General features: G+C 67.4%; 18 protein-coding genes. 5 read left to right on the forward strand and 13 right to left on the reverse strand.

Going from position 1 to position 17,577, the window contains the following annotated elements:
* The first annotated feature begins 10 nt into the window (after positions 1-10).
* From recJ to WT16_RS10925, 4 genes are all read left to right on the forward strand, one after another.
* Positions 11-1,705, forward strand: a complete 1,695-nt coding sequence (recJ, locus tag WT16_RS10910) for a single-stranded-DNA-specific exonuclease RecJ (RefSeq protein WP_015600997.1) — start codon at positions 11-13, stop codon at positions 1,703-1,705.
* A 258-nt stretch (positions 1,706-1,963) separates the two neighbouring features.
* Positions 1,964-2,992 carry a peptide chain release factor 2 gene (gene prfB, locus WT16_RS10915; protein ID WP_162486750.1) on the forward strand — a complete coding sequence of 343 codons (1,029 nt, stop codon included), beginning with the start codon at positions 1,964-1,966 and terminating at the stop codon, positions 2,990-2,992.
* A gap of 95 nt (positions 2,993-3,087) precedes the next feature.
* Positions 3,088-4,614 (forward strand): lysine--tRNA ligase, encoded by a 1,527-nt coding sequence (gene lysS, locus WT16_RS10920; RefSeq protein ID WP_063533328.1) that lies wholly within the window; start codon positions 3,088-3,090, stop codon positions 4,612-4,614.
* Between the two features lie 332 nt (positions 4,615-4,946).
* Positions 4,947-5,672: a glycine zipper 2TM domain-containing protein gene (locus WT16_RS10925; RefSeq protein ID WP_015601320.1), complete on the forward strand. Its 726-nt coding sequence runs from the start codon at positions 4,947-4,949 to the stop codon at positions 5,670-5,672.
* Between the two features lie 170 nt (positions 5,673-5,842).
* Here WT16_RS10925 and iscX read toward each other — a convergent pair whose 3' ends face one another.
* The 12 genes from iscX to WT16_RS10985 all read right to left on the reverse strand — a co-directional run bounded on the left by iscX (position 5,843) and on the right by WT16_RS10985 (position 15,153).
* Entirely contained in the window at positions 5,843-6,052 is a 210-nt protein-coding gene (gene iscX / locus WT16_RS10930; RefSeq protein ID WP_006025959.1) for a Fe-S cluster assembly protein IscX, read from the reverse strand.
* Positions 6,053-6,070: 18 nt separating this feature from the next.
* Complete coding sequence (gene fdx, locus WT16_RS10935; protein ID WP_006025958.1) at positions 6,071-6,412, reverse strand: ISC system 2Fe-2S type ferredoxin; 342 nt, start codon at positions 6,410-6,412, stop codon at positions 6,071-6,073.
* 92 nt (positions 6,413-6,504) lie between these two features.
* A complete protein-coding gene (gene hscA / locus WT16_RS10940; RefSeq protein ID WP_006025957.1) occupies positions 6,505-8,373 on the reverse strand; it encodes a Fe-S protein assembly chaperone HscA in 1,869 nt (622 codons plus the stop codon).
* A gap of 58 nt (positions 8,374-8,431) precedes the next feature.
* Entirely contained in the window at positions 8,432-8,959 is a 528-nt protein-coding gene (hscB, locus tag WT16_RS10945) for a Fe-S protein assembly co-chaperone HscB (protein WP_063533329.1), read from the reverse strand.
* Positions 8,960-9,074: 115 nt separating this feature from the next.
* Positions 9,075-9,398 carry an iron-sulfur cluster assembly protein IscA gene (iscA, locus tag WT16_RS10950; protein WP_006025955.1) on the reverse strand — a complete coding sequence of 108 codons (324 nt, stop codon included), beginning with the start codon at positions 9,396-9,398 and terminating at the stop codon, positions 9,075-9,077.
* Positions 9,399-9,479: 81 nt separating this feature from the next.
* Entirely contained in the window at positions 9,480-9,887 is a 408-nt protein-coding gene (gene iscU / locus WT16_RS10955; protein ID WP_006025954.1) for a Fe-S cluster assembly scaffold IscU, read from the reverse strand.
* A gap of 65 nt (positions 9,888-9,952) precedes the next feature.
* Entirely contained in the window at positions 9,953-11,176 is a 1,224-nt protein-coding gene (locus tag WT16_RS10960) for an IscS subfamily cysteine desulfurase (protein ID WP_006025953.1), read from the reverse strand.
* Positions 11,177-11,244: 68 nt separating this feature from the next.
* Entirely contained in the window at positions 11,245-11,787 is a 543-nt protein-coding gene (gene iscR, locus WT16_RS10965; RefSeq protein ID WP_009912960.1) for a Fe-S cluster assembly transcriptional regulator IscR, read from the reverse strand.
* A 101-nt stretch (positions 11,788-11,888) separates the two neighbouring features.
* A complete protein-coding gene (locus tag WT16_RS10970) occupies positions 11,889-12,368 on the reverse strand; it encodes a low molecular weight protein-tyrosine-phosphatase (RefSeq protein ID WP_006025951.1) in 480 nt (159 codons plus the stop codon).
* A 91-nt stretch (positions 12,369-12,459) separates the two neighbouring features.
* A complete protein-coding gene (locus tag WT16_RS10975) occupies positions 12,460-12,666 on the reverse strand; it encodes a hypothetical protein (RefSeq protein ID WP_170963100.1) in 207 nt (68 codons plus the stop codon).
* Positions 12,667-12,872: 206 nt separating this feature from the next.
* Positions 12,873-14,324, reverse strand: a complete 1,452-nt coding sequence (locus WT16_RS10980) for a lactate utilization protein B (protein WP_063533330.1) — start codon at positions 14,322-14,324, stop codon at positions 12,873-12,875.
* 106 nt (positions 14,325-14,430) lie between these two features.
* Positions 14,431-15,153: a (Fe-S)-binding protein gene (locus WT16_RS10985; protein WP_063533331.1), complete on the reverse strand. Its 723-nt coding sequence runs from the start codon at positions 15,151-15,153 to the stop codon at positions 14,431-14,433.
* Positions 15,154-15,335: 182 nt separating this feature from the next.
* On the opposite strand from WT16_RS10985, the gene WT16_RS10990 reads away from it, so the two are divergent.
* Positions 15,336-16,148 (forward strand): IclR family transcriptional regulator, encoded by an 813-nt coding sequence (locus tag WT16_RS10990; RefSeq protein ID WP_006025947.1) that lies wholly within the window; start codon positions 15,336-15,338, stop codon positions 16,146-16,148.
* A gap of 115 nt (positions 16,149-16,263) precedes the next feature.
* Here WT16_RS10990 and pbpG read toward each other — a convergent pair whose 3' ends face one another.
* On the reverse strand, positions 16,264-17,385 hold the full coding sequence (gene pbpG, locus WT16_RS10995) for a D-alanyl-D-alanine endopeptidase (protein WP_015602039.1): 1,122 nt from the start codon (positions 17,383-17,385) through the stop codon (positions 16,264-16,266).
* Positions 17,386-17,577 lie beyond the last annotated feature (192 nt).

The following is a 17,577-nucleotide window of genomic DNA, read 5'->3' on the forward strand; positions in this document are numbered from 1 at the left end:
ACCGTTTCGCATGACCCGCATCGTCACCCGCCTAGCCGTCCCCGCCGCGCTCGACGCGCTCGCCCGCCACGGGCTGCACCCCGTGCTCGCCCGCCTGTACGCGGCGCGCGGAATCGCGTCGCCCGCCGACGTCGAGACCGCGCTGTCGCGCCTCGCGCCCCCCGCGCAGTTGAAGGGCTGCGCGGATGCCGCCGCGCTCCTCGCCGATGCGCTCGAAGCCGGCCGCAAGATGCTCGTCGTCGCCGATTACGACTGCGACGGCGCGACCGCCTGCGCGGTCGCCGTGCGCGGCCTGCGGATGTTCGGCGCGAAGATCGACTACCTCGTGCCGAACCGCTTCGAATACGGCTACGGGCTCACGCCCGAGATCGTCGAGCTCGCGGCCGCGAGAAAGCCCGATCTGCTGATCACCGTCGACAACGGAATCGCGAGCGTCGACGGCGTCGCGGCCGCGAACGCGCGCGGCATCGACGTGCTCGTCACCGATCACCACCTGCCCGGCGACACGCTGCCCGCCGCGCGCGCGATCGTCAATCCGAACCAGCCCGGCTGCGCATTCCCGAGCAAGCACATCGCGGGCGTCGGCGTGATGTTCTACGTGCTGCTCGCGCTGCGCGCCGAGCTGCGCGCGCGCGGCGCGTTCGGCGAGCGCCGCCCCGAGCCTCGGCTCGACGGCCTCCTCGACCTCGTCGCGCTCGGCACGGTGGCCGACGTCGTGCGCCTCGACGGCAACAATCGCGTGCTCGTCGCGCAGGGCCTGCAGCGGATTCGCAACGGACGGATGCAGCCCGGCGTCGCGGCGCTCTTTCGAGCGGCCGCGCGCGACGCGCGCAGCGCATCGGGCTTCGATCTCGGCTTCGGCCTCGGCCCGCGCCTGAACGCGGCGGGCCGCCTGTCGGACATGTCGCTCGGCATCGAATGCCTGACGACCGACGACATCGGCCGCGCGTGGGAGCTCGCGCAGCAGCTCGACGCGATGAACCGCGAGCGGCGCGAGATCGAGGCCGGCATGCAGCAGCAGGCGCTCGCCGATCTCGCATCGGTCGATCCCGCCGAAGCGGCGACGATCACGCTCTTCAATCCCGAATGGCACCAGGGCGTGATCGGGATCGTCGCGGGGCGGCTGAAGGAGCGCTTCCACCGGCCGGCGTTCACGTTCGCGCACGCGGACGACGGCGGCGCGCGCGTGAAGGGCTCCGGCCGCTCGATCCCCGGCTTCCATCTGCGCGACGCGATCGACCTGATCTCGAAGCGCGAGCCCGATCTGATCGTCACGTTCGGCGGCCACGCGATGGCGGCGGGCGTCACGCTCGACACCGGAAACGTGCCGCGCTTCGCCGCCGCGTTCGAGGCGGTCGCGCGCGAATGGCTGACCGACGACGCGCTCGCGCGCGTGATCGAGACGGACGGCGATCTCGAGGACGCGTACTTCACGCCGCAGGTCGTCGAGCTGCTCGATGCCGCCGTCTGGGGCCAGGGCTTCCCGGCGCCGCTCTTCTCCGGCGAATTCGACGTCGCGTCGCAGGCGCTCGTCAAGGACAAGCACCTGAAGCTGCAATTGATGCGCGGCCGCCAGCGCTTCAACGCGATCTGGTTCAACCATGCGGAGCCGCTGCCCGCGCGCGCGACGGTCGCGTTCCGGCTTGCGAGCGACACGTGGAACGGGATGACGCGCGTGCAGTTGATCGTCGAGCACGCGGCGTAACGCGAGCGGCCGCTCGATGCCCTTCGATGCCGCGCGCCGATCCGTCGCGGATTCCTGACGCCCCGAATCCGCGCGTCCCGCCCCCGCGCCGCGCGCGGCCGCCCGCCCGGCGCCGTACCGGCCGCCTCCCCCGATCGGCTATAATTTCCCCTTTTCACGAAGCATCAAAAGCGAACAAGATCATGGAAGCGGAACGTCTGAACGCGATCGAAAGCTCCCTCGCGGACCTGCGCCGGCGCGCAGGCGAGCTACGGGGGTATCTTTGACTACGACGTCAAGTCCGAACGTCTAGTCGAAGTCAACAAGCAACTCGAAGATCCGAACGTCTGGAACGACTCGAAGAACGCCCAGGCGCTCGGCCGCGAGAAGAAGTCGCTCGAGAGCGTCGTCACGACGCTGACCGAGCTCGATAACGACCTGCGCGACGCGCAGGATCTGTTCGATCTCGCGCACGAGGAAGGCGACGAGGACACGCTCGTCGCGACGGAATCCGACGCGGCGAAGCTCGAGGCGCGCGTCGCCGACATCGAATTCCGCCGGATGTTCTCGAACCCGGCCGATCCGAACAACTGCTTCATCGACATCCAGGCGGGCGCGGGCGGCACCGAGGCGTGCGACTGGGCGTCGATGCTGCTGCGCCAGTACCTGCGCTACTGCGAGCGCAAGGGCTTCAAGGCCGAGGTGCTCGAAGAGTCCGACGGCGACGTCGCCGGCATCAAGAACGCGACGATCAAGGTCTCGGGCGAATATGCGTACGGCTACCTGCGCACCGAAACGGGCATCCACCGCCTCGTGCGCAAGTCGCCGTTCGATTCGTCGGGCGGCCGCCACACGTCGTTCTCGTCGGTGTTCGTGTACCCGGAGATCGACGACTCGATCGAAGTCGAGGTCAACCCGGCCGACCTGCGCATCGACACCTACCGCGCGTCGGGCGCGGGCGGTCAGCACATCAACAAGACCGACTCGGCCGTGCGGATCACGCACATGCCGACGGGCATCGTCGTCCAGTGCCAGAACGACCGCTCGCAGCACCGCAACCGCGCGGAAGCAATGGCGATGCTGAAGTCGCGCCTCTTCGAAGCCGAGCTGCGCAAGCGCCAGGCCGAGCAGGACAAGCTCGAATCGAGCAAGACCGACGTGGGCTGGGGCCACCAGATCCGCTCGTACGTGCTCGACCAGAGCCGCGTGAAGGATCTGCGCACGAACGTCGAAATGAGCAACACGAAAGCCGTCCTCGACGGCGACCTCGACGACTTCATCAGCGCGAGCCTCAAACAGGGCGTGTAAGCGCTCCTCGCGCGGGCGCGGCGCGAAGCCGGCCCGCGCGCCGGTTGCGCGCCGCACCGCGCCCCGCTGCCGCATCACCATCGAACCCGACCATCATGACCGAACCGACCCAACCGCAGGCCGCTGTCGCAGCGGACGAAAACCAGATCGTCGCGGAACGCCGCGACAAGCTGCGCGCGCTGCGCGACCAAGGCATCGCCTATCCGAACGACTTCCAGCCGACGCACCGCGCGGCCGATCTGCAGACCGAATACGCGGATGCCGACAAGGAAGCGCTCGAGGCGAAGCCGCTCGAAGTCGCGATCGCCGGCCGGATGATGCTCAAGCGCGTGATGGGCAAGGCGAGCTTCGCGACGGTGCAGGACGGCTCGGGTCAGATCCAGTTCTTCGTGACGCCCGCCGACGTCGGCGCCGAGACCTACGACGCGTTCAAGAAGTGGGACCTGGGTGACATCGTCGCCGCGCGCGGCGTGCTGTTCCGCACGAACAAGGGCGAGCTGTCGGTGAAGTGCACGGAGCTGCGGCTGCTCACGAAGGCGCTGCGCCCGCTGCCCGACAAGTTCCACGGCCTCGCCGACCAGGAAACGCGCTATCGCCAGCGCTACGTCGACCTGATCGTCACGCCCGAGACGCGCGCGACGTTCCGCGCGCGCACGAAGGCGATCGCGTCGATCCGCAAGTTCATGAGCGACGCCGAGTTCATGGAAGTCGAGACGCCGATGCTGCACCCGATCCCGGGCGGCGCGGCCGCGAAGCCGTTCGTCACGCATCACAACGCGCTCGACATGCAGATGTTCCTGCGCATCGCGCCCGAGCTTTACCTGAAGCGCCTCATCGTCGGCGGCTTCGAGCGCGTGTTCGAGATCAACCGGAATTTCCGCAATGAAGGCGTGTCGCCGCGCCACAATCCGGAATTCACGATGATGGAGTTCTACGCCGCGTACACCGACTACCGCTGGCTGATGGATTTCACCGAGCGCCTGATCCGCCAGGCGGCCGTCGACGCGCTCGGCACCGCGACGATCCAGTACCAGGGCCGCGAGCTCGATCTGGCGAAGCCGTTCCATCGCCTGACGATCACGCAGGCGATCCGGAAGTACGCGCCGAACTACACGAACGGCCAGTTGTCGGACGACGCGTTCCTGCGCAGCGAACTGAAGCGCCTCGGCGTCGACGTCACGCAGCCGGCGTTCCTGAACGCCGGCATCGGCGCGCTGCAGCTCGCGCTCTTCGAGGAAACCGCGGAAGCGCAACTGTGGGAGCCGACCTTCATCATCGACTACCCGATCGAAGTGTCGCCGCTCGCGCGCGAATCGGACACGGTGACGGGCATCACCGAGCGTTTCGAGCTCTTCGTCACCGGCCGCGAAATCGCGAACGGCTTCTCGGAGCTGAACGATCCCGAAGACCAGGCCGCGCGCTTCAAGAAGCAGGTCGAGCAGAAGGACGCGGGTGACGAGGAAGCGATGTTCTTCGACGCCGATTACATCCGCGCGCTCGAATACGGGATGCCGCCGACAGGCGGCTGCGGGATCGGCATCGACCGTCTCGTGATGCTGCTCACCGACAGCCCGACGATCCGCGACGTGCTGCTGTTCCCGCACCTGCGCCGCGAGGACTGAGTTCGCGCGAAGCGTCCGCCTTTCTTTCTGCTTTCGTCCGCCTTTCGCCTGCTTCAGCCTGCTTTCGCGGGCGACGGCGGGCGGGGCGGCGAACGGCGGCAAGCCTCGCCTGCTTTGTAACCGCCCGTAAATCCCGGCCGCCGCGCCGCCCCTCTCTTCCGTCCCCTTCTTCACGCAGCCTTTGCGCCGCTTGCGCGAGCGGGCATTTGACCGTGTTTGACACGCAAGTTAGCGCAGCGAATCGTTACAACTTGAAACGGCGCGCCGAGGGCGTTTGATCGACACTAGCTCCAGAAAATAACGCACCACCGTGTGCGCCAGGAGAGTCGAAAATGGACAATCAGAACACCACCACGCAACAACGGCAGCGCCTCCATCCGCTCGTCGCGACGGCCGCGGGCGCCGTCATCATCGCGAGCCTCGCCGCGACGGCGGCCATCACGGGCGTGTTCCCGAAGGCGAGCAGCGTCGACGCGCAGAACCCGCAGACGCAGGCCGCGCTGATCGCGTCGCAGCCGGCCGTCGACACGGCCGCCGCGGCAAGCGCCGCGCTCGCCGCGCAAGCCGCGCAGCAACAGGCGGCCCAGCAGCAGGCGGTCGCGCAGGCCGCGCCGAAGCCGGCCTCGCATCAGACGACGCGCCATCATCACAAGACGTCCTCGGCGCCGCAGCCGCCGCAATATGCGCAGCAGCCTTATCCGCAACAACAGCAGCAATCGCAGTACTGCGCGAGCTGCGGCACCGTCGCCGCGATCGTGCCGGTGCGCACGGCGGGCACGAGCTCCGGGATCGGCGCGATCGGCGGCGCGGCCGCAGGCGGCCTCGTCGGCAACCAGTTCGGCCGCGGCAACGGCCGCACCGCGATGACGATCCTGGGCGCGCTGGGCGGCGGTCTCGCCGGCAACGCGGTCGAGAAGCAGGTCCGCAGCGAAACCGACTATCAGGTTCAGGTGCAGATGCAGGACGGCTCGACGCGCACGTTCACGTACCACAACCCGCCGCCGTTCGGCCAAGGCCAGCGCGTGCGCATCGAGAACGGCACGCTCGTCGGCGCGTGACGCGAGCGGCCTCCGTGCCCCGCCGCCTGCCGGACACAAAAAAACGGCTCGTGATTGCTTCACGAGCCGTTTTTCCCTGAATTTCCTTCGAACGCTTGCAGGAGGCTTCGCGTCGCCGCATCGTCACCCCGGCGCGACATTGCCGCGCCGGCGCGGCCGGATGCGCCGCGTCAATCCTCGTCGTCGAAGTCCGATTCGTCGAGCCAGTGCGCCTGGATCGCCTCGAGAATCTTCTCGCCCGAATGGCCCGGATCGTCGTCGAAGCCATCCAGTTCCAGCACCCACTGCCGCAAATCGACGAAATTGATCCGCTTCGGGTCGACATCCGGATGCTTGTCCGCGAGCGCGAGCGCGATCTCGCGGGAATCGGTCCATTTCATCGTCGAACCTCCTCGTCGTCAGTGATTTTCCTTCGCGTGGTTGATCGAGTACTTCGGAATCTCGACGACCAGATCCACGCCCTCCTTCACGATCGCCTGGCACGACAGGCGCGACGTCGGCTCGAGGCCCCACGCCTTGTCGAGCAGATCGTCCTCGTCCTCCTCGGACGGCTCGAGCTCGTTGAAGCCTTCGCGAATGATCACGTGGCACGTCGTGCACGCGCACGACTTCTCGCACGCATGCTCGATCTCCACACCGTTGTCGAGCAGGTTGTCGCAGATGCTCTTGCCGGGCACGGCGTCGATCACCGCGCCGTCCGGGCACAATTCGACGTGCGGCAGTACTACGAGTTGAGGCATGTTCGTTCCGTTCGTTCAACCAGTGCGCGGCCCGCTGCCGCGCCGTCCATCGCCGCGCTGGCGGCCGGTCGGCCGCACGGCGCAGTTCGCATTCAGATCTCGTCGAGCTTGCGGCCGGCGAGCGCCCGCTTGATGCTCTTGTCCATCCGGCGCGCGGCGAATTCGTCGGTACCCTCGGCGAGCGCCTTCGTCGCCGCGTCGATCACATTCGCATCGTCGCCCGGCGCGGCCGCGCGCAGCGACGCGACGAGTCCGTCGACCATCGCGCGCTCGCTCACGTCGAGCAGATCCCCGTCGGCGGCGAGCGCCGCCTCCGTCGCCTCGACGAGGCGCTGCGCCTCGACCTGCGCCTCGCGCAGCGCGCGCGCGCGCATGTCGACTTCGGCCGTCTTGAAGCTGTCTTCGAGCATGCGCGCAATGTCGTCGTCGCCGAGGCCGTACGACGGCTTCACGACGACCGACGCCTCGACGCCCGAGTGCTGCTCGCGCGCGAACACCGACAGCAGACCGTCCGCGTCGACCTGATAGGTCACGCGAATCCGCGCGGCGCCCGCCGCCATCGGCGGAATGCCGCGCAGCTCGAAGCGCGCGAGCGACCGGCAATCGGCGACGAGCTCGCGCTCGCCCTGCACGACGTGGATCGCCATTGCGGTCTGGCCGTCCTTGAACGTCGTGAATTCCTGCGCGCGCGCGACGGGAATCGTCGAGTTGCGCGGAATGATCTTCTCGACAAGGCCGCCCATCGTCTCGACGCCGAGCGACAGCGGAATCACGTCGAGCAGCAGCCAGTCGTCGCCGCCGCTGCGGTTGCCCGCGAGCAGATCCGCCTGGATCGCCGCGCCGAGCGCCACGACCTGGTCCGGATCGAGATTGACGAGCGGCGGCTGGCCGAAATGCTTCGCGACCGCGTCCCGGATCACCGGCATGCGCGTCGCGCCGCCGACGAGCACGACGCCCTTGATGTCGGCCGCGCTCACCTGCGCGTCGCGCAGCGCCTTGCGGGTGGGCGCAAGCGTGCGCTGCACGAGCGGCTCGACGAGCGCGGCGAACGCGTCGCGCGTGATCGTCTGCGCGAGCTTTTCGCCCGTCGACAGCTTCACGTCGAGGCGCGCCTGCTGCGCGGCCGACAGCGCCTCCTTCGCGCCGCGCACGCGATCGAGCAGCAGGCGCACGTCCTCGGGCGCGAGCGCGGCCGCGTCGAGGCCGGCCTGCGCGAGCACGTGCGCGAACAGCAGGTGATCGAAATCGTCGCCACCGAGCGCGGAATCGCCGCCTGCCGCCAGCACCTCGAACACGCCCTTCGTGAGCTTCAGGATCGACAGGTCGAACGTGCCGCCGCCGAGGTCGTAGACCGCGTAGAGGCCCTCAGCGCCGTTGTCGAGCCCATACGCGATCGCGGCCGCGGTCGGCTCGTTCAACAGGCGCAGCACGTTCAGGCCCGCGAGCCGCGCGGCGTCCTTCGTCGCCTGGCGCTGCGCATCGTCGAAATACGCGGGCACCGTGATCACCGCGCCGACCAGGTCGTCGCCGAGCGAATCCTCGGCGCGTTGCCGCAGCGTCGCGAGAATTTCCGCCGATACCTCGACCGGGCTCTTCACGCCGTCGACCGTGCGGATCTGCACCATGCCGGGCGCGTCGACGAATTCGTACGGCGCGTTCGCCGCGCCCTCGACTTCCGCCTTGCCGCGCCCCATGAAGCGCTTGACCGACACGATCGTGTTGCGCGGGTCGATCGCCGCCTCTTCCTTCGCGGCATGACCGATCCGGCGGCCGCCCTTCTCCAGATAGCGGACGACGGACGGCAGCAGCACGCGGCCCGCGTCGTCGGGCAGCGCTTCCGGAATGCTGTTGCGCACCGCTGCGACGAGCGAATTCGTCGTGCCGAGGTCGATGCCGACGGCGAGGCGCCGCTGATGCGGCGCGGGCGCCATGCCGGGTTCGGAAATTTGCAGTAAAGCCATCTCTGTGTGTTCGATGAGGGCCGAAGCCCCGCTTGCATCGCGTGCGTCACGCGCGCGGTTAGTGTTCGAGGCGCTCGATCTGAGCACCGATCTCGGCCGACACGCGCTCGACGAACATCAGTTGCCGCACGGCCTCGGCCGCGCCCTGGTCCGAGCCGCTGTCGAGCAGCGCGCCCAGCTTCGCGAGGCGCGCGCGCCTATCGTCGCGCAATTCGGCGAGGAGCGCGGCGAGCTCGCCGATGTTCTTCGCGGCCGCCGCATCCTCGATGCGCTCGCGCCACTCCATCTGCTGCATCAGGAACGCCGGCTCCATCGCCGTGTTGTTCTCCGCGCCGACGTCGACGCCGCGCAGATGCAGCAGGTACGTCGCCCGCTTGAGCGGATCGCGCAGCGTCTGGTACGCCTCGTTCGCGCGCGTCGCCCATTGCATCGCGATGCGCTTTTGCGCGTCGCCCGCCGCGGCGAAGCGATCCGGGTGCACCTGCGATTGCACGGCGCGGTACGCGGCGTCGAGCGTGGGCTCGTCGAGCGCGAATTGCGCCGGCAAATGAAAGAGATCGAAGTGGCTGTCCTTCAGCGAAACCATCGCGTAGTCGCTCTCGCGCTCAACTCGTTGTCGACTGCGGCACGACGTCGACCGAAGTGCCGCCCATTAAAAAGGCGGCCCGCGCCGCCTCTTGCCCGCCTCGCGCGGAGCGCCGTCACACGCGGAACGATTCGCCGCAGCCGCACTCGTCCTTCACGTTTGGATTGTTGAACCTGAACCCCTCGTTCAACCCTTCGCGCGCGAAGTCGAGCTCCGTGCCGTCGATGTACGCAAGACTTTTCGGATCGACGAAGACCTTCACGCCGTGGCTTTCGAACATCTGATCCTCGGGGGCGAGCTCGTCGACGTACTCGAGCTTGTACGCAAGGCCCGAGCAGCCGGTCGTGCGCACGCCGAGCCGCAGGCCCAGCCCCTTGCCGCGCCGCGTCAGATACTTCTGCACATGTTGCGCAGCCTTTTCGGTCAGTGTGATAGCCATAAATGTCCTTCTTCGCACGAAGCCGGCTTCGTGCGTCATGCGTCCAAACCCCAATCCGCCGTCCGTCGAACCCGCGGCCGCTTACGCGGCGGCCTTGCCGTCTTCGGCCATTTCGTGGCGCTTCTTGTAGTCGGCCACGGCCGCCTTGATCGCGTCTTCCGCGAGGATCGAGCAGTGGATCTTCACGGGCGGCAGCGCGAGTTCCTCGGCGATCTGCGTGTTCTTGATCGCGAGCGCCTCGTCGAGCGTCTTGCCCTTCACCCACTCGGTGACGAGCGAGCTCGACGCGATCGCCGACCCGCAACCGTAGGTCTTGAACTTCGCGTCTTCGATCACGCCGTTCTCGCCGACGCGGATCTGCAGCTTCATCACGTCGCCGCAAGCGGGCGCCCCGACCATGCCGGTGCCCACCGCTTCGTCGTCCTTCGCGAACGAGCCGACGTTACGCGGATTTTCGTAGTGATCCAGAACCTTGTTGCTGTAAGACATGACTCATGCTCCTTGCTTCGTTTCGTCTGCGCGGCGCGCCGTCGCCCGCGAAAAAGTCGCTGCGCTCAGTGCGCCGCCCATTCGATCGTCGACAGATCGATGCCTTCCTGATGCATCTCCCAAAGCGGCGACAGGTCGCGCAGCTTCGCGATCTTGCTCTTCAGCAGGTCGATCACGTAGTCGACTTCCTGCTCCGTCGTGAAGCGGCCGACCGTGAAGCGGATCGAGCTGTGCGCGAGCTCGTCGTTGCGGCCGAGCGCGCGCAGCACGTAGGACGGCTCGAGCGACGCCGACGTGCACGCGGAGCCCGACGACACCGCGACGTCCTTGATCGCCATGATCAGCGATTCGCCTTCGACGAAATTGAAGCTGATGTTCAGGTTGTGCGGAATCCGTTGCTCGAGATCGCCGTTCACGTAGGTTTCGTCGATTTCCGACAGGCCGCGCAGCAGCTTGTCGCGCAGCATCCGGATACGCTCGTTCTCGGTCGCCATTTCTTCGCGCGCGATCCGGAACGCCTCGCCCATGCCGACGATCTGGTGCGTCGGCAGCGTGCCCGAGCGCATTCCGCGCTCGTGGCCGCCGCCGTGCATCTGCGCCTCGATGCGCACGCGCGGCTTGCGGCGCACGTACAGCGCGCCGATGCCCTTCGGGCCGTAGGTCTTGTGCGCGGAGAACGACATCAGGTCGACCTTCAGCTTCGCGAGGTCGATCTCGACCTTGCCCGTCGCCTGCGCGGCGTCGACGTGGAAAATGATGCCCTTCTCGCGGCAGATCTCGCCGATCGTCCCGATGTCCTGGATCACGCCGATCTCGTTGTTCACGTGCATCACCGACACGAGGATCGTGTCCGGGCGCAGCGCGGCCTTGAGCACGTCGAGATCGACGAGACCGTCGTCCTTCACGTCGAGATAGGTCACTTCGAAGCCTTCGCGCTCGAGCTCGCGGCAGGTGTCGAGCACCGCCTTGTGCTCGGTCTTCACGGTGACGATGTGCTTGCCCTTGCCCTGATAGAAGTGCGCGGCGCCCTTGATCGCGAGGTTGTCGGATTCGGTCGCGCCGGACGTCCAGATGATCTCGCGCGGATCGGCGTTCACGAGCGCCGCCACCTGCTCGCGCGCCTCTTCGACCGCGCGCTCCGCATCCCAGCCGTATGCGTGGCTGCGGGACGCCGGGTTGCCGAACTGCTCGCGCAGATACGGCACCATCTTGTCGACGACGCGCGGATCGACGGGCGTCGTCGCGCTGTAGTCCATGTAGATGGGCAGGTGGGGGATCTCGTTGTTCATCTATCGCTCCGGGTATGCGTTCAGTGCGGGGACTATTCGTTGTGCGGGCCGCGTTCAGTGCGCGGCGCTCATGAGCTCGCGATGTTGAAGACCGAATTCGGACCGAGCGGAATCGAGCGGACCGGCTCGACGCTCGCCGCGACGGGCTCCGGCTTGCGCTTGTCGCGCAGCACGGCGGGGGGCGTGCCTTCGCGGGCGCGCTGCTGATCGACGAGATCCTGCAGCGACACCGAATCGAGGTATTCGACCATCTTCTGGTTCAGCGTCGACCAGAGCTCGTGCGTCATGCAATGGCCATCGTGCTGCTTCGAGCCCTCGCACGTGCCCTTGCCGCCGCATTGGGTCGCATCGAGCGGCTCGTCGACCGCGATGATGATGTCGGCGACCGTCACGTCCTGCGCACGACGCGCGAGGTTGTAGCCGCCGCCCGGCCCGCGGACCGATTCGACGATTTCATGCCGGCGCAGCTTGCCGAACAATTGCTCGAGGTAGGAGAGCGAAATCCGCTGGCGCTGGCTGATGCCTGCAAGCGTCACCGGGCCTTGCTCCTGGCGTAGCGCCAAGTCGATCATCGCCGTGACGGCGAAACGGCCTTTGGTGGTGAGTCTCATGGTATTGAATGGGCAGCAATCTTGACGATTTTGGTCAAGTATAAATATTTGACCAATTTAGTCAAGTATCCATGCCGCTAAAAGGGGTTGTATGCGGCGCTTCAGCGCGCCGTTTCACGCAGGCTTTCGAGGAGGCCGCGGCACGCGTCCTCGCACTGATCGAGCACCCGCTCGAAGCCACGCGCGCCGCCGAAATAAGGATCGGTGATTTCGCCCGCCGATCCGTCGCCCGCGTACGCCATCAGGAGCCGGATCTTGCCCCGATATTGCGGCGGGCAGCGCTTGCGCAACTCCGCGAGATTGGCGCAATCCATCGCGAGCACGAGATCGAAGCGCTCGAAATCGGCATCGCCGATCTGCCGCGCCCGCAGCGCCGACAGATCGTAGCCCCGCGCGCGCGCCGCCTGCTGCGCGCGTGCGTCGGGCGCCTCGCCGACGTGCCAGTCGCCCGTGCCGGCCGAATCGATCTGGATCGCCGCGTCGAGCCCCGCTGCCGCCACCTGATGGCGCATCACCCCTTCCGCGGTGGGCGAGCGGCAGATGTTGCCGAGGCAGACAAAGCAGATCGCGACGCTTTTCATCGTGCAGCCAGACAGTCGCGGAGAACCGCTCGGATGAGTAACGCGCCATTATACAAAGGCGCGCCGATTCTCGCTTGCGCCAGATCCCGCCTCACAGCGCCTTCGGGCCGGCGAGCGGCGCAACGTTCGGCGCGGCGGGCAGCGGCTGCGACGCGTCGTCGACGAGCCCGTATGAAACGGCGCGCGCGAGCTCTGCCGACGTGTCGCGTGCGATCGCGGGCGCGCTCCGCGGCGCGGCTTCGGACAGATACAGGTAGGCGGCGGCGAGCGGCACGACGATCGCAAGCGGCCAGTACATCGATATTGTCTTTCTCATGATGCGACCTCTCTCGGCTGGTGCACAGGGCATTCCTCCCATGCTGATGTCGAGATTCTATAGACCGCACCTATCGAGATAAATCCACGAATAGCGAACGCAGTGTTGTCGCTCGATGAACAGTCGCGGCGCGACTTGTGCCCCGCCCGCTCGAGCGGGGCTTCGCGACGCGCTTGCCCGCCGTCGGATCAGCGCGTCGAGGACGGATCGAGATGCGTGCGCGACGCTGCGTACAGCTCGCGGAACGTCCGGCCGGCGGGCGCCGGGATGTCGCGCGTATCGGTCCAGCCTCGAGTCCAGGCGCGCGCGAACGGCAAGCGTCCGAACGCGCCCGCCACGCCGCCCGGCGCGCCGCCCGCCCGCTCGAGCACGCGAACCGCGAGCTTCGTCGCGAGCGCGTACAGCGCCGGCCGCCGCGCGAAGAAGCCCCACGCGGCGAGCGCCGCGCGCTCGCGCCACGGCCGCAGGCGCAGCTCGACCTGCTTCTCGCGCAGCTTGCGCAGCAAGCCCGAAATCGGGATGCCGACCGGGCAGACGCTGTCGCACTCGCCGCAGAGCGTCGCCGCCTGCGGCAAATCGAGCGCGTTGCCGAGCCCGACGTAGCTCGGCGTCAGCACCGAGCCCATCGGCCCCGGATACACCCAGCCGTACGCGTGCCCGCCGACCTTCTGGTAGACCGGGCAATGGTTCATGCACGCACCGCAGCGGATGCAGCGCAGCATCTCCTGGAATTCGCCGCCGATGAGCCCGCTGCGGCCGCCGTCGACGAGCACGACGTACGCGTGCTCGGGCCCGTCCTCGTCGCCGTCGCCGCGCGCGCCGGTCAGCAGCGAGAAATAGTTCGACGTCTTCTGCCCGGTCGCCGAGCGCGGCAACAGGCGCATCGCGGTCGCGAGATCCTCGAGCGTCGGCAGCACCTTCTCGATCCCCGTCACCGCGACGTGCACGCGCGGCAGCACCGTGCACATCCCTTCGTTGCCCTCGTTCGTCACGAGCACGACGGAGCCCGTCTCGGCGATCACGAAGTTGCCGCCCGTCACGCCCATGTCCGCCGACAGGAAATGCGGGCGCAGCACCTCGCGCGCCTCGCGGGTCATCTCGGCAATCTCGGTGAGGCGCGGCCGCCCGTGCGTCTTCGCGAACAGCTCGGCAACCTCCTCCTTGTCCCGGTGCAGCACGGGCGCGATGATGTGGCTCGGCGGCTCGTTGTCGTTGATCTGCAGGATGTATTCGCCGAGGTCCGTCTCGATCGACTGCACGCCGAGCCGGCCGAGCACCGCGTTGAGATTCGCTTCCTCGGTCACCATCGATTTCGTCTTGACGACCTTCTTCACGCCGTGCCGGCGCGCGATGTCGGCGATGAGCGCCGCCGCGTCGCCCGTCGTCTCCGCGTACAGCACGGTCGTACCGCGTCGCGTCGCCTCGCGCTCGAACATATCGAGCCACACGTCGAGCCGCTCCAGCGCACGGTTGCGGCGCGCCTTCAGCTCCGCGCGCGTCGCGACGAAATCGATCTGCGTGATCGCCTCGGCGCGGCCCGACACGAATTTCGTCGACAGCCTTCCGAGGTTTTCCTGCAGGCGCGCATCGGCGAGCTTTTCGCCGGCGCGTGCCTTGAAGTGCATCGATTGGACCTGCATGGCGGCTCGTGAAGTTCGTGGATCTCGTCGCGGTTTCGCATCGGTGATCGGCGGCGAACGGCGGCGCGGCGCGCGTGGCACGGCCGATCCGTCCGGGGCGAGACGCTCAGACGTCGCCCGCGAGCACCTGCGCGACGTGCAGCACGCGCGTGTCGCGGTCGCCCGTGCGGCGCAGCCGCCCTTCGATGTTCAGCATGCAGCCGAGATCGCCGAGCACGACCGCGCCCGCGCCCGTCGCGCGCACGTTCGCGCACTTCTCGTCGACGATCGCGGTCGAGATGTCGCCGTACTTCACCGCGAACGTGCCGCCAAAGCCGCAACAGTGCTCGCAGTCCTTCATTTCGTCGACGGCGACGCCGCGCTGCGCAAGCAGCGCGCGCGGCTGCGCCTTCACGCCGAGCTCGCGCAGGCCGGAGCACGAATCGTGGTACGTGACAGGCCCCTTGAACTCGCCCGGCTCGAGCGTCACCCGCGCGACGTTGACGAAGAAGTCGGTCAGTTCATAGACCTTCGCGCGCAGACGCCCGTAGCGCGCCATCAGCTCGGGATCGTCGCGAAAGAGGTCGCCGTAATGGACCCGGATCATCCCGCCGCACGAGCCCGACGGCACGACGACATAGTCGAGCGCTTCGAATTCGCCGAGCGTCTTTTCGGCGAGATCGCGCGCGAGCGCACGCTCGCCCGAGTTGTACGCGGGCTGGCCGCAGCAGGTCTGCGTGGGCGGCACGACGACGTCGCAGCCCGCCTGCTTCAGCAGCTTGAGTGCCGAAAAGCCGATCTCGGGCCGCATCAGGTCGACGAGGCATGTGACGAACAATCCGACTCGCATAGGCGCCCCTTCGAGAAAACGCCGCTCATTATCCGCCGTTCGCGCGGCGCGACCAACGCCCCCGCGCAAAGAAACGCCGCGTCCGGCGCCAAGCGAGGACTTCCTCGAACACCGTTCGCTTTTTTCACGATACGAGATACAATCGACGCATTGGTATTTGATGCGGCAATCGATTTCCCACGATGAGCAACCCGAACCCGGATTCCAAAACGTCGATCCAGGTGATCGAACGGATGATGCGGCTCCTCGATGCGCTCGCCGCGCACAGCGATCCGGTCAGCCTGAAGGAACTCGCGCAGCGCACCGAACTGCATCCCTCCACCGCGCACCGTATCCTGAACGACATGGTGACCTGCCGTCTCGTCGACCGGTCCGATCCCGGCACGTACCGGCTCGGCATGCGCCTGCTCGAACTCGGCAACCTCGTGAAGGCCCGCCTGTCAGTGCGCGACGCCGCGCTGATGCCAATGCGCGAGCTGCACCGGATGACGGGGCAGACCGTGAACCTGTCGGTGCGCCAGGGCGACGAGATCGTCTACATCGAACGCGCGTACTCGGAGCGCTCGGGGATGCAGGTCGTCCGCGCGATCGGCGGCCGCGCGCCGCTGCACCTGACGTCGGTCGGCAAGCTGTTCCTCGCGGCCGACGAGACGTCGCGGGTGCGCGCATACGCGACGCGCACGGGCCTCGCCGGCCATACGCAGAACAGTATCACCGAGCTGCCGAAGCTCGAGCGCGAATTGACGCTCGTGCGCCAGCAAGCGTGCGCGCGCGACAACGAGGAACTGGAGCTTGGCGTGCGCTGCATCGCGGCCGGCATCTACGACGATTCCGGCAAGCTGGTCGCGGGGCTGTCGCTGTCCGCGCCCGCCGACCGGCTGCAGGACGCATGGCTCGGCCAGTTGAGCCGCACGGCGCTCACGATCTCCGAATCGCTCGGCTATCGGCCGGAAACCGCGAAGGACGTGGACGCGCCGGCGCAAAAGCAGGCGTAGGCGCACTACGCTTGCGCGCTTTCGTCGGCCGGTCGCCCGCGGGCCACGCACACGAAAAAGCCCCGCGAATGCGGGGCTTTTTGCTGAGCGACGCCACAATCGGACGGCCGCGCGATCAGGTTCCGCCCGTCGACGTGTTCGCCGCCGTCAGACGCTCGCCGCCGCCGTTGTCGAGCCAGTTGCGCACGCGCGACGCATCGGCGAAACGCGAATACTTGCCAAACGAATCGAGCAGCACCATCACGATCGGACGGCTGTGGATCGTCGTCTGCATCACGAGGCACTCGCCCGCTTCGTTGATGAAGCCCGTCTTCTGCAGGCCGATGTCCCACGACGGATTGCGCACGAGCGCGTTCGTGCTGTTGTACGCGAGCATCCGCTTGCCGGTGTTGACCTCGTAGCTGCGATCGGTCGAGAACTTGCGGATGAGCGGGTACTGGTACGCCGCGTTCACCATCTTCACGAGATCGCGCGCGCTCGACACGTTCTGGCTCGACAGGCCCGTCGAATTCTCGAAGTGCGTGTCGCTCATGCCGAGCGACTTCGCCTTCGCGTTCATCGCCGCGATGAACGCCGGGCGGCCGCCCGTGTAGTAGCGCGACAGCGCGGCCGCCGCGCGGTTCTCCGACGCCATCAGCGCGATGTGCAGCATGTCCTCGCGCGACAGCACCGAGCCGACCGACAGGCGCGAACCCGTGCCCTTCTCGTAATCGCGGTCTTCGTCGGTCACGTCGATCTGGTCGGTGAGCGGCGCCTTCGAGTCGAGGACGACCATCGCGGTCATCAGCTTCGTGATCGACGCGATCGGCACGACCGCATGCGAATTCTTGTCGAAGAGCGGCTCGGACGTGTTCTGGTCGACGACGTACGCGACGCTCGAGCGCAGCGCGAGCGAATCGGGCGTCTCGTGCAGGCCGAACGCCTGGCCCACCGACGGCGGGCGCGGCTCGAACGCGACGCGGCGCACGCCGCTGCGATGCCGGCCGTTCGACACGTAGGTCACGCGCTTGCGCGCGCCTTTCGCGCGCGGCCCGGCACTCGACGACGCGGCGCGCAGCGACTTCTTCGCCGCGCTCTTCTTGCCTTTCGCGCTCTGCGCGGTCTTGGCGGTGGCGGCAAACGCGTCCGCGGGCGCGACGGCGGCCGTCGCCACCATCAGCGAGACGGCGACCGAGACAGCGGTGCCGAGCGCCACGCTCTGCATCATCCTGAGCGGTGCAAACAATTGGGCTTTCATTGGGGTCCGAACAAAACAGCGGGAAGTTTCCGCAAGTGTAGTAAAAGCTGAAAAAATAAGCAATATTAGGCACTTACCGATCTTCGTTAAACCGGAATGTAAGAATCGGTCATACCAGGCCAATCGGCCCCGCCTTTCCCATCGAAAAATACGATGAAGAAAACGAGACGCCCGACGCGCGCGACACACGAA

The sequence above is a fragment of the Burkholderia sp. MSMB1589WGS genome, from assembly GCF_001636105.1.
GTDB classification, from domain to species: Bacteria; Pseudomonadota; Gammaproteobacteria; order Burkholderiales; family Burkholderiaceae; genus Burkholderia; species Burkholderia humptydooensis.